The sequence below is a fragment of the Paraferrimonas sedimenticola genome, assembly GCF_002282855.1.
In the GTDB taxonomy this organism is placed as follows: domain Bacteria; phylum Pseudomonadota; class Gammaproteobacteria; order Enterobacterales; family Shewanellaceae; genus Paraferrimonas; species Paraferrimonas sedimenticola.
This window is the reverse complement of the sequence record NZ_NRIR01000001.1, coordinates 268001-279293: the sequence shown is the minus strand read 5'-3', so window position 1 is coordinate 279293 and position 11293 is coordinate 268001. Positions and strand designations below refer to the sequence as shown.

The window sequence follows — 11293 nt, the reverse complement described above, 5'->3', positions numbered from 1 at the left end:
TCGACTAATTGGTCCACGGGCCTTTTTGTGAGTTGTCGTCGGGCTAACTATACTCCACTCAATCGCCTTTGCTATAATCGCGCGACTTTTGCCCCAAGGCGTGCATAGCGTCTTGGGCTAACCCTCAGATTTAAGAGTTCGAATTGTGAAATTTATCGTCAAGCTGTACCCGGAAATCACCATCAAAAGTAAGTCGGTTCGACTGCGCTTTATCAAGCTGCTAGAGACTAACTTGCGCAATGTGCTTAAGAAGGTGCACGAAGACGTTAGAGTTCAAAAGCAGTGGGACTCGATTACCGTCAACCTAAAGCACGAGGACGAGCAACTGCGCGAGCAGCTGATTGACCGTCTGGGCTGCATTCCTGGCATCCACAGCTATTTGGAAGTGGGCGAGTACAGCTACGAGAGCATCGACGATATTTACCAGCACGCTCACGCTCAGTTTGCCGACTCATTGGCTGGCAAAACCTTTTGCGTGCGCGTCAAGCGCAAGGGTAAGCACGAGTTCACCTCTATCGAAGTCGAGCGCTACGTGGGTGGTGGCTTAAATCAGCACTCGGATGCTAAGGGCGTGAGCCTTAAAACACCGGATGTGACGGTTAAGCTAGAGATTGACCGCGATAAGTTGTTTTTGGTCAAAGGCGAGTTTCCAGGTTTGGGCGGCTTCCCAATCGCCACGCAAGAAGACGTGTTGAGTTTAATGTCGGGCGGTTACGATTCTGGCGTGGCCAGCTTCCAGATGATCAAAAAGGGCTGTCGTACCCATTACTGCTTCTTCAATTTAGGCGGCGCCGCACACGAAGTGGGTGTACAGCAGGTCGCTCACTATCTGTGGCAAAAATACGGTGAGTCGCACAAGGTGCGCTTTATCAGTGTGCCGTTTGAGCCGGTAGTCGAAGAGATTCTAGAGCGTATCGACTCGGGACAGATGGGCGTGATTTTGAAACGCATGATGATGCGCACCGCCACCAAGGTAGCTGAGCGCTTTGGCATTCAGGCGCTGATCACCGGTGAAAGCTTGGGCCAAGTATCGAGTCAGACTTTAACGAACCTGAACGTGATTGACCGCTCTACCGACACTTTGATTTTGCGCCCACTGGCGGCGATGGACAAGCAGGACATCATCAACGTCGCTCGCGATATTGGTACCGCACCTTTCGCCGAAACCATGCCCGAATACTGTGGGGTTATTTCTAAAAAGCCGACAGTTAAAGCGGTATTGTCTAAGATTGAAGCTGAAGAAGAGAAGTTCTCAGAAGGACTTATCGAGCGCATTTTGGAGCAATCCACCATCATGGATATTCGTGAAATCGGCAAAGCCGCCGAAACCAAGGCCAAAATCCTAGACGCCCAAACCATCGAAGAGGCGGACGCGGACGCTGTGGTGCTGGACATTCGTCCACCGGAAGAGCAAGAAGAAGCGCCGCTGGATATGCCTGGCACCGAAGTGCGAATTTTGCCTTTCTACAAGCTGGGTAGCCAGTTTGCTGATTTGGACCAAGAGCGCACTTACTTGTTGTATTGCGACCGCGGTGTGATGAGTAAGCTGCAGGCTCTGTATCTGCAAGAGCAGGGCTTTGAGAACGTGAAGGTGTATCGCCCGGGGTGATGGGTGTTCGCACTTCCCCGTCATTCGCAACTCGGCGCTTTGTCATTCCCAACTCGGCGCTTTGTCATTCCCAACTCGATTGGGAATCTACCTAACTGCTAGTTGCGGTTGGCTAGATTCCCGTTTCCACGGGAATGACAGCAGCGAGTAGGGAATGACATACGGGGGTGGGGCATGACCTCAGAAACCCAACCGCTCCAACCGCCTAACCTTATCCCAAATCTCCTGATTCACCGGAGTATCTACCCCCAGTTCAGCCCCCATTCGACACACATACCCAGTAATCGCATCAATCTCGCTACCGCGCTTTAAATGCACGTCTTGGTGCATCGACGAATAGTTTTCAGCGGTAAGGTGAATCACTGTGAGCACTCTGGCGTAGCAGTCCTTAAACCTTAGATTAAAGCCCTGCATTTGGGCGACCTGCGACACTTCGGACACCAAACTCAATAAGGTTTCGCGATAGCGCGTATCAGCCAACTCGCCATTGCGACAGTTGTGAATGGCGGTCAGCGGGTTAATCGCGCAGTTGACCACCAGCTTAGCCCAAACCGATTCTTCGATATTCGGCGCGAATTCGCTTACCTCAAACAACTGGGCCAGCTTGGCTTCTAACTCGGGATTTAGCGCAGGACCGCACCAAAGCCCAATATCTTGTGCGCCGGTGCCGGTTTGCTCGACTCGGTACTTGTCGTGTCTTAGTGCGCCACGGGAAGTGGTGGCCAGCAGCAGCGATTGATTAGGCGCAAGTTTGGGTTGCAGTTCTAAGTGGGGCCCAAGGCCGTTGTGACACAGCACTATGACACAATCGGGTCTTAGTGAGTCCCAGTAAGGCGTAATTGCCTCAACCACCTGATGGGCTTTGGTACAGACAATTAGCGCATCCAGTTGCTCAGGGAGCGCTGCAATCGGAGCGTACTCATGTCCCTCATCGCAGCGGTCAATGAAATGCAGTTGTTCAGGCAGTGAATTTTGATAACGAGGTAAAGCCAATGGTTCAGCGCCAGTAGCCTTTAGGCGATAAAGCAGCATTTGCCCCACCGCCCCGAGTCCGAGAATGGCGATTTTAGGCGCGGTCAATGAGCCCATTCCGCTTGAGGGTGCGATAACCCCAGAGGGTCAGGTAAAACAGAGCGACGCCGCTCATGTCGGCAACAAAGTCTCCAACCTCGGCGCTTCGATAAGGCAGTTGCGCTTGAATGACTTCGATCATCACCGCGTACAAGGCCATCACTCCGGTCAGTACGACCCAACGCCATTTAAAGCTGGCGTAGGTGAGCCAGCTCAGTAGCCAAAACGCGCCAAGGTGGCCAATTTTGTCCACGTGCTCGATCCCCATGGTGGGGTAATTAGGGCGCGAAAAGACCAAAAAGGAAATGCCCAAAAATGCGAAGCTCAGCGCCAGTTGGTACAGGCGAGGGTTATAAATCAAAAGCAATATCGTCCAAGAAAAATCACAGCCTGCTAATGATAACTAGCCACTAGACGCATGTCACGGCTGAGCTTGCTTGTTTGGCCTCGCATCTGGACAAGCGTGCGCCTCGGGTTTACTCTTTCATGCACTTAAATTTAGACATTTCTGAGTGTTGAAACAGCGGCTTAAGTCGGCTTGGCTCGGAAGTGGTTCATAGAACTAACAAAGGATTTACTATGCCGTCTTTTGACATTGTTTCTGAGCTGGACACGGTTGAACTAAAAAATGCCGTCGACAACGCCAATCGCGAACTGGACACTCGCTTTGATTTTCGCGGTGTGGATGCCAACTTTACTCTGAATAAAGAGCAAGTGGCGTTGCAAGCCAACGAAGAGTTCCAGTGCCGCCAGATGTTGGATATGTTGCGCAACAACCTGACCAAGCGCGGCGTTGACCCTCGTTCGATGGAAACCGGCAATGTGTCGCTGTCTGGCAAGACGGCCACTTTGCACGTCGACTTTAAGCAGGGCATCGACCAGCCTACAGCGAAGAAGATCGTTAAGATGATCAAAGACGCCAAGCTTAAGGTACAAGCTTCGATTCAAGGTGACAGCGTGCGTGTGACGGGTAAAAAGCGCGATGATTTGCAGTCGACCATGGCTTTGCTGAAAGGCAATGAGGATATTGCGCAGCCGCTGCAGTTTAATAACTTTCGGGATTAGTTGGTGATTGGCAGATGTCTCTGCTAATTCAGCCATTACCGTCAGCCCCGCTATTCCCGTCATCCTCAGCTTGACTGGGGATCTACCTAGGTGCTAATAGCGGTTGGCTAGATTCCCAATCAAGTTGGGAATGACGCGCGGGTAGAGGAATGACGAGCGGGTAGCGGAATGACGTGGGGGTAGCGGTTGGCTAGATTCCCGCTTTCGCGGGAATGACGCGCGGGTAGAGGAGTGACGCGCGGGCAGCGGGCTAGCTCTCCCGCCTCGCCTTATCCACCAAGCGCACCAGCGTCAGTACCGGGAAGCCAATCGCGGCCGCCGCCACAAAGAACCAGGTGTAGCCAACCGCATCCACCACCATGCCGCTAAAGCCGGCGACAAACTTAGGGAACAGCAGCATAATCGATGACAACAGGGCGTACTGGGTTGCGGTGTAACCCGCCGAGGTCAGCGACGACAAGTACGCGATAAAGGCGGCCGTAGCGATACCGGCGCTAAAGTTGTCCACCGAGATGTTGAAGGTCAGCAGCGCCATGTTGTATCCCACTTCCGCTTGCACTGCGAACAGCAGGTTAGTGATGGCCACAAGTGCTGCACCTAAGTACAGAATCTTCATGGTGCCGTAGCGCATCAGCAATGCCCCACCGGCAACGCCACCTACCAAGGTCATAATCAGGCCATAGACCTTAGATACCGCCGCAATTTCTTGTTTGGCAAAGCCCATGTCCACATAGAACACGTTGGCCATAATGCCCATCACAATATCCGAGATTCGATAGCAGCTAATCAGCATTAAAATCAGAATCGCGTCTTTGCCAAAGCGACTGAAAAAGTCCTTAAAGGGCATGGCCACCGAGTGATACAGCCAGGCACTAAAGCGGGCGCGAGCGTAGGGCATTCGCCTGGCAAAATCGTTGAGGGTTTGTTGCTCGCGCTCACCGATTTTGGCATCGGCAATTTCGGGCTCTTTGGCGATTAAGGTGGTAATGACCCCCACACCGGCTAACACAGCCATACCCACATAGGCACCTTGCCAGGCGCTCAGTAAGTATGTGTCATCCGCTGGGGATAACCAAGCGGCAAAGGTCAGCGCGCCGGCGCCGGCGACAATCATGGCGCTGCGATAACCCGCTTGATAGGCCGCAGCCATCGCCCCTTGCACCGACTCTGGCGCCGATTCGATTCGAAACGCATCTACAACAATGTCTTGAGTCGCCGAGAAGAAAGCCACGGCCAAAGTAAACCAAGCCAACTGTTCGATTTGATTGGCGGGATCTGAGGTGGACATGCCCAGCAGCGACACAATTAAGGCGATTTGTGCGGTGAGCATCCAGCTGCGACGGCGTCCCATCAGCTTGGCCAACACGGGGATTTGGGTTCGGTCTATGATGGGCGACCAAACCCACTTAAAACCGTAGATCGCGGCAATCCAGCTGAAATAGCCAATGGTGGTGCGATCCACACCGGCTTCGCGCAGCCAGAATGACAGGGTGCCAAATACCAGTACTAAAGGCAGCCCGGCGGAGAAGCCAAGCAGCAAAAGAATCATTACGCGTTTTTGCGCGTAGACGGCGAAACTGGGATAGCGCTGAGACAGAGTGGCGAGCATAAAGATCCTAAAACTATGCTTTTATTGCCAACACACTAACGGCATCAAGGGCTGTGCACAACTTCTGGTCGCACGCCAATGCAGCCGTTGGGTAAGTCTGTGGAGCCACTCAAATATTGACAGCATTCAAGCAAGTGTTTCTTGCTTTCCGTGCACAATTCTTCGACCACTTGCTCGGCTTGATGAAGCTCGAATAGCAAGTGCCAAAACACGCGCTCGGTTTTGCTGTTGGTTTGTCCGTCGAATTGGTATTGCGCCCATTCTTGGAGTGTTTCCCACAAATACTGCTGCAGTTCGGACTCGGGTAGCAGACGCTCAATGGCGGCCTGACCGTAGTATGCAAGTTGCGGGGCTTTGTTGCTTATGAAGTCTTCTGGCGTCATTTAAGCTAAGCCCTGATTTGTCGTTGTTTATTGTTGTTAGCGAATCGATTCGGAAGTTACCCCGAATCAAAAAACGGACGATCAAGACTACATAAGTCGATTGCGATTGGCTACGGCTTTTTTTGAAAAAATGTACAAAAAAATACCGGTTTGAAAATTTGACTTATTGGGGAACTATGCTAGCTCGTTTGAGCATAATGGTGGTCAAAGGAAAGTTATCCCAGCCCACCTTGGCGTTGTGTCCCGTGCGGACGGCGGCCATGGCATCGATCACCTCTTCGCCTTCGCTGACCTCACCAAAAACCGTGTAACCCCAGCGACGAAAACTGGGATCTAACTTGGTGTTGTCGTCGAGGTTGAAATAGAACTGGCTAGTGGCTGAATGCGGGTCGTCCATGCGCGCCATCGCCACTGTCATGCGCTCGTTAGACAAGCCATTGCCCGACTCATTAACGATAGGCTCGTCTACGGGTTTCTCTTTGATATCCACCGTGTAGCCACCACCTTGAACCACAAAACCAGGCATTATGCGGTGGAATATGGTGTTGTCGTAGTGACCCTTGGCCACATAGCTCAAGAAGTTATTGACGGTAATTGGACTGCGATTGCGATCCATTTCGATGATGATATCGCCCATGGATGTTTCAAGCTTCACCGCGGGAAACGGATTGTCCGGTTGCAGTTGTTCTAGCGGCACAGGCTCGGCTTTAACCGACTGACACAGTAACAAAGCGCATCCGAGCGCGGCAGAGAGTATACGTTTCACGGGCGACTCCATGGTTTGTTGCTATGGGTTATTGAGCGATAAACTGGTGCAGTTCGTCGTCGTTGGCAATGTCTTGCAGCACACTATTGATCAGCGAGTTAAGCTCCAGCTCGATATCCGCTGCATTAGCCGTCAGCGGGGCTTTGCGTTGTGCGTTACCCTTGTAGGTCTTGTTGAGGATCTGCTTGCCGTTGTCCACCTTCAAGTTAACCACCACTTGGCTGTCGTTTTGGTACTTAAACGCGCCTTGCTCCACTTGGCTTTCCAAGGTCACCAGATTCAGCTGCATAGATACCGGTGCGCTGGCGCTCATTTGATAACCCTGCTTGCTAAACGCATCGCTTAGTAGACGTTGCAGCAATTGACGCGGAGGCTCGGTTGGGCCGATAAGCTGGGCTGCTTCGTCGCTTTTGTTGATGCTGGCAATGTAATTGGCGTTGCGAAGGTCTTGGCTGGTGAGGTGCAAGCTGCCCTGATGGCTATCGGTGACGGTCACAGCGGCAGGTGAAAGCGCTAATTGTGGCAGTGGTTGGCTGGCGCATCCAGCGAGTAGGGCAAGGGATGCAAATACTGCGCTAAGTCCTTTGTACTTCATGAAAATCTCAACTAATTATCGGTTGTAAATGTTGGTTTTAGTTATTGGTGGTAATCGTTGTTCTGTTTCGGTTTTTGGCAAACAGAGCAGTGCTAGTTTTTAGTCGCTACTAGCACCACAAATTTGTTGTCCGAGGCCACCAGTTCGCTGTTGCCAAACACCCGCTTGAGTTTAACGTGATAACCCAGATGGCGATTGCCAACCAGCAGCAACTGCCCGCCTTTGCAAAGGTGTCGGTGGCTGTCTTTGAGCATCTGCCAGGCAATGTGGTCGGTGATCGCATCGCCTTGGTGAAAGGGTGGGTTACACAAAATCCATTGAGCTTGTAACGGCGCGATTTCTGACAAGCAATCGCTCCAGTGGAATTGGGCGCCATTGCGCTTGAGGTTCTCTTGCCAATTTAGCTCTGCGCTTTGCACCGCTGCGGCTGACTCGTCGACAAAGTGAATGTCAGCATTTGGGTTGAGCTGTCCGGCGCGTAAACCGAGCACGCCATTGCCACAACCGAGATCGACGATCGGCCCATCACAGTCTTCGGGCAAATAGGGCAAAATGGCGCGGGCGCCAATGTCCAGCGAATTACCGGCAAACACATTGGGCATATTGCTCAAGGTTAAGTCGTACTCAGGCACCGGCCATTGGCGCAGTGGCGTGGTGGCGCGGGGCTGGCCGTCAAATACACACTCGATGACGCGCGTGTTCTTCCAGGCGAGGCTGGGGGTGGCCTGACCGAATTGGCGAGCGCAGCGTTCTACCAAAGCGCGGTTGATCAACTTGGCTTTACCGCCAATCAACAAACGCGCACCCGCACGCAAGGTTTGACTGAGCTTTTGCAGCTGACTGTCCAGTTGATTGAGGTTGCGCGGCAGCTTCATTAACACCAGTTCAAGCGACTCGGGCCAAGGCTCGTCAATCGCCAGCCAGTTAAGCTCAGGGTCTCGGCCGTTAAGGCTTAGATTCTTGATGCACCCAAGTTGGGCAACTTTGGAGTCGGTATGACTGTAAAAACGCTCCGCTTGAATTCCGCAGGCCAGCGCGCCAAAGGCATCGTTGAGCAGCAAGGCACCATCAGCGTCGAGCTGTTGGTCTTGCAAAGTCTTCAGCAAGTGATGATCGGCCGCGTCCCAGGCCTGCAGGTTGCAGTTGCTGGTAATGGGGTAGCGCTTTAAGGTCAACGCCTGACCGGCCAGTATGGTATCTTGATTCATCATGTTCGCTGCAGCGAATGCATTTGTCCTTACGTTAATCGACCGATTTTATCGGAGGCTTGGCTATCTTAGGCGGCTATTATGGCAAACTTTAGCAAGAGTGAGAAAGCTATCCTGAATAAGCAAGCGCAAATCCTACCAGATGGCGCCTTAACTCGCGTGCCTAATTGGCTCTCTGAAACCGAGCAAACCCGGTTGCAGCAAGCGATGCAGGACTATCCGTGGGAGAGTCCGGAAATAAAAGTGTTTGGCCGCTGGCACCAAATCCCCAGACAGCAAGTGTGGTTTGCCTTTGAAGCGGCGAGCTATCGCTACTCGGGCAAAGACCACATCGCACTGGCCATGCCCCAAGAGCTGCGCGAGTTGTGCGCGCGAATCAACGAGCAGTGGGGGATTGAAATGAACTCTGTGCTGCTTAACCACTATTGCGATGGCCGCGATAGCATGGGGTGGCACGCCGACAACGAGTCCGAGCTCGCCCCCAATCAGCCTATCGTATCCTTGACGCTGGGCGCCGCGCGGGATTTTATTCTGCGCCACAATACCAGCAAGCAAAGGGTTAAGCTGCCATTGAACCCAGGGGAGCTCTTGATCATGTGGCCACCGATGCAGCATCATTGGCAACACAGCGTTCCCAAGCGGGCTAGCGCGGATCCTCGAATAAACCTGACGTTTCGCTGCTTGAGTGCGTTAAGCGAATCCGCGGCAGACCAGCAATAGAGAATTAGAATGCAAAACATCATAGAACAAAAATTGACCCAAGCCTTTGCACCCAGTCATCTGGAAGTGATTAACGAAAGCCACATGCATCGCTCCAGTGCCGACGGACAAAGTCACTTCAAAGCCATTATCGTTAGCGAGCAGTTCGACGGTCAGCGCTTGTTGCAGCGCCATCGAGCGGTCAACACAGTGCTGGCCGATGAACTGGCAGCTAGCCTGCACGCATTAGCTCTGCATACCTACACCCCAAGCGAATGGGCGCAGAAAAGCGAGGGTGCACCACGCTCTCCTTCTTGCACCGGCGGCCATTAAAATTTTTGTCGGATTGACATAAGCACTGGATCTCAGTGTAAAAATTTTGTTATCAAAAGACTTATGCAACTCATATTAGTCTTTTGACGTGAAACAACTGCTGCGTTTTATCGACGCCTTTTCTGAAGGGCTGGGCCGTTTATGCGCCTGGCTCACTCTTGTCATGGCTGGCTTATTACTGGCCGTGGTGGTGTTGCGTTATGGTTTCTCGTTGGGCTCAATCGCCTTGCAAGAAAGCGTCATGTACCTGCACGGCATCGCCTTTATGCTCGGCGCGGGCTACACCCTAAAACAACAGGGGCATGTGCGTGTCGATGTCTTTTACCGCAATTTCTCTGAACGTCGGCAAGCTTTGGTCGACTTTGTCGGCACTCTCGTTTTGCTGCTGCCAGTCACCTTGTTCATCGGCTTTGTCAGCTGGGACTATGTGATGATGAGCTGGGCTCGAGGTGAGGCCTCTGCCGAAGCCGGTGGGCTGGCGTTTGTGTATGTGCAAAAAACCTTGTTGCTGTTGTTCGTGGTGAGTATGAGTTTGGCCGGTATCGCTGAGCTGATTCGCAACGGCGCCAAACTGTTTGGCAAGGAGGGCGAATGGCACTAGCTCTGTTTGCTCTGGTTTGTTTGATGCTGATGCTGGGCTTTCCGGTGGCTTTTACTCTGGCTGGCTGCGCTTTGTTGTTTGCAGGCGTCGCCACGCTATTTGGTGCCTTTGATGGGGCCTTTTTAGCGGCGCTGCCCAACCGCCTGTTTGGCATTATGAACAACCAGACCCTGCTGGCAGTGCCTCTGTTTGTGTTCATGGGCGTGTTGCTGGAGAAGTCGCGAATTGCCGAAGACCTGCTCGATGCCATGGCGCAGCTGTTTGGTCGTCTGCAAGGTGGCTTGGTTATCTCGGTGATTCTAGTAGGTATGCTACTCGCAGCCAGCACCGGGATTGTCGGCGCGACCGTGGTGACCATGGGGCTGATGTCGCTGCCGGGTATGCTAAAGCGCGGCTATCACCCGGGCTTTGCCGCCGGCGCGATTTGCGCCACCGGGACCTTAGGCCAAATCATTCCACCCTCGATTGCACTGGTGCTGCTTGGCGATGTTCTAAGCTCGGCCTATCAACAGGCTCAGTTAAACCTAGGCGTGTTCTCGCCTAAAACCGTCTCCGTGGGTGATTTGTTTGCCGGGGCGCTGATTCCAGGCTTGATGCTGGTGGCCATGTACATCGCTTACACCCTGTTGATGGTCAAGCTTAAACCCGAGTGGTTGCCCAAGCGCGCCGAAACTGAGGAAGACGCGCCATCATTTGGCCGCTTGATGGCATCACTATTGCCTCCCATCATTTTGATTTTTCTGGTTTTAGGTTCCATTCTTATGGGGTTGGCCACACCTACGGAAGCATCGGCAGTGGGTGCTGGTGGCGCATTGATTTTGGCGCTGGCTCGTCGCGCCATGGGCTGGGCGAGATTGCAGGATGTGCTGCTAACCACAGTGCGAGTGAACTGCATGGTGTTTTTGATTTTGATCGGCGCGGCGCTGTTCTCACTAGTGTTTCGAGGGCTGGGCGGCGAAGATCTGATTCACGGCGTATTGGCGGACTTACCCGGTGGGGTAGTGGGCGCCACGATTGTTGTGATGCTGGTGATTTTCTTGCTGGGGTTCATTTTGGACTTCATTGAAATCACCTTTGTTGTCGTGCCACTAGTGGCACCTGTGTTGTTAACCATGGGGCTTGACCCCGTGTGGCTTGGGATCATGATTGCGGTCAATTTGCAGACCTCGTTTTTGACCCCGCCGTTTGGCTTTGCGCTGTTTTATTTGCGCGGTGTGGCACCGCCGAGTTTGACTAGCCAAGCCTTGTATTGGGGCGTGCTGCCCTTTATCGGCATTCAGTTGTTGCTGATAGTGCTGATGGCAATTTGGCCGGGAATAGCGACCTTTTTGCCGCAACTTATATACGGATAATA

General features: G+C 52.9%; 13 protein-coding genes. 6 read left to right on the top strand and 7 right to left on the bottom strand.

What is annotated here, in order from left to right; translation table 11 throughout:
- Positions 1–145: 145 nt before the first annotated feature.
- A complete protein-coding gene (gene thiI / locus CLC93_RS01230; RefSeq protein WP_095504120.1) occupies positions 146–1609 on the top strand; it encodes a tRNA uracil 4-sulfurtransferase ThiI in 1464 nt (487 codons plus the stop codon).
- Between the two features lie 180 nt (positions 1610–1789).
- On the opposite strand, the gene CLC93_RS01225 is transcribed toward thiI, so the two are convergent.
- Together CLC93_RS01225 and CLC93_RS01220 are read right to left on the bottom strand one after the other, a co-directional pair.
- The gene (locus CLC93_RS01225; RefSeq protein ID WP_169902746.1) at positions 1790–2689 is read right to left on the bottom strand and encodes a ketopantoate reductase family protein; all 900 of its coding nucleotides are present in this window, start codon (positions 2687–2689) and stop codon (positions 1790–1792) included.
- Positions 2676–3041, bottom strand: coding sequence for a VanZ family protein (locus CLC93_RS01220; protein WP_245837036.1), 366 nt, complete (start codon positions 3039–3041; stop codon positions 2676–2678). Before CLC93_RS01220 ends, CLC93_RS01225 begins: the two co-directional genes overlap by 14 nt.
- Positions 3042–3259: 218 nt before the next feature.
- On the opposite strand from CLC93_RS01220, the gene CLC93_RS01215 reads away from it, so the two are divergent.
- The gene (locus CLC93_RS01215) at positions 3260–3745 is read left to right on the top strand and encodes a YajQ family cyclic di-GMP-binding protein (RefSeq protein WP_095504118.1); all 486 of its coding nucleotides are present in this window, start codon (positions 3260–3262) and stop codon (positions 3743–3745) included.
- A 250-nt stretch (positions 3746–3995) separates the two neighbouring features.
- On the opposite strand, the gene CLC93_RS01210 is transcribed toward CLC93_RS01215, so the two are convergent.
- From CLC93_RS01210 to CLC93_RS01190, 5 genes are all read right to left on the bottom strand, one after another.
- Positions 3996–5354, bottom strand: a complete 1359-nt coding sequence (locus CLC93_RS01210; RefSeq protein ID WP_095504117.1) for an AmpG family muropeptide MFS transporter — start codon at positions 5352–5354, stop codon at positions 3996–3998.
- Positions 5355–5398: 44 nt separating this feature from the next.
- Positions 5399–5737 (bottom strand): hypothetical protein, encoded by a 339-nt coding sequence (locus tag CLC93_RS01205; protein WP_095504116.1) that lies wholly within the window; start codon positions 5735–5737, stop codon positions 5399–5401.
- A gap of 163 nt (positions 5738–5900) precedes the next feature.
- Positions 5901–6503 (bottom strand): peptidylprolyl isomerase, encoded by a 603-nt coding sequence (locus CLC93_RS01200; RefSeq protein ID WP_245837034.1) that lies wholly within the window; start codon positions 6501–6503, stop codon positions 5901–5903.
- Positions 6504–6531: 28 nt separating this feature from the next.
- Positions 6532–7098, bottom strand: coding sequence for a YajG family lipoprotein (locus CLC93_RS01195; protein WP_095504114.1), 567 nt, complete (start codon positions 7096–7098; stop codon positions 6532–6534).
- A 92-nt stretch (positions 7099–7190) separates the two neighbouring features.
- Positions 7191–8306 (bottom strand): methyltransferase, encoded by a 1116-nt coding sequence (locus tag CLC93_RS01190; RefSeq protein ID WP_095504113.1) that lies wholly within the window; start codon positions 8304–8306, stop codon positions 7191–7193.
- Between the two features lie 81 nt (positions 8307–8387).
- On the opposite strand from CLC93_RS01190, the gene CLC93_RS01185 reads away from it, so the two are divergent.
- The 4 genes from CLC93_RS01185 to CLC93_RS01170 all read left to right on the top strand — a co-directional run bounded on the left by CLC93_RS01185 (position 8388) and on the right by CLC93_RS01170 (position 11291).
- Positions 8388–9026: an alpha-ketoglutarate-dependent dioxygenase AlkB family protein gene (locus tag CLC93_RS01185; protein ID WP_095504112.1), complete on the top strand. Its 639-nt coding sequence runs from the start codon at positions 8388–8390 to the stop codon at positions 9024–9026.
- A gap of 3 nt (positions 9027–9029) precedes the next feature.
- Positions 9030–9338 (top strand): BolA family protein, encoded by a 309-nt coding sequence (locus CLC93_RS01180; RefSeq protein WP_211286798.1) that lies wholly within the window; start codon positions 9030–9032, stop codon positions 9336–9338.
- A gap of 88 nt (positions 9339–9426) precedes the next feature.
- On the top strand, positions 9427–9939 hold the full coding sequence (locus CLC93_RS01175) for a TRAP transporter small permease subunit (RefSeq protein ID WP_245837030.1): 513 nt from the start codon (positions 9427–9429) through the stop codon (positions 9937–9939).
- Positions 9930–11291: a TRAP transporter large permease gene (locus CLC93_RS01170; RefSeq protein ID WP_095504110.1), complete on the top strand. Its 1362-nt coding sequence runs from the start codon at positions 9930–9932 to the stop codon at positions 11289–11291. The genes CLC93_RS01175 and CLC93_RS01170 overlap by 10 nt, the downstream gene beginning before the upstream one ends.
- Positions 11292–11293 lie beyond the last annotated feature (2 nt).

Bases quoted from the DNA above. Each gene is read 5' to 3' on its own strand.
- CLC93_RS01215 (WP_095504118.1), top strand. From the start codon at position 3,260: ATGCCGTCTTTTGACATTGTTTCTGAGCTGGACACGGTTGAACTAAAA.
- CLC93_RS01210 (WP_095504117.1), bottom strand. From the start codon at position 5,354: ATGCTCGCCACTCTGTCTCAGCGCTATCCCAGTTTCGCCGTCTACGCG.
- CLC93_RS01205 (WP_095504116.1), bottom strand. From the start codon at position 5,737: ATGACGCCAGAAGACTTCATAAGCAACAAAGCCCCGCAACTTGCATAC.
- CLC93_RS01195 (WP_095504114.1), bottom strand. From the start codon at position 7,098: ATGAAGTACAAAGGACTTAGCGCAGTATTTGCATCCCTTGCCCTACTC.
- CLC93_RS01190 (WP_095504113.1), bottom strand. From the start codon at position 8,306: ATGAATCAAGATACCATACTGGCCGGTCAGGCGTTGACCTTAAAGCGC.
- CLC93_RS01185 (WP_095504112.1), top strand. From the start codon at position 8,388: ATGGCAAACTTTAGCAAGAGTGAGAAAGCTATCCTGAATAAGCAAGCG.
- CLC93_RS01170 (WP_095504110.1), top strand. From the start codon at position 9,930: ATGGCACTAGCTCTGTTTGCTCTGGTTTGTTTGATGCTGATGCTGGGC.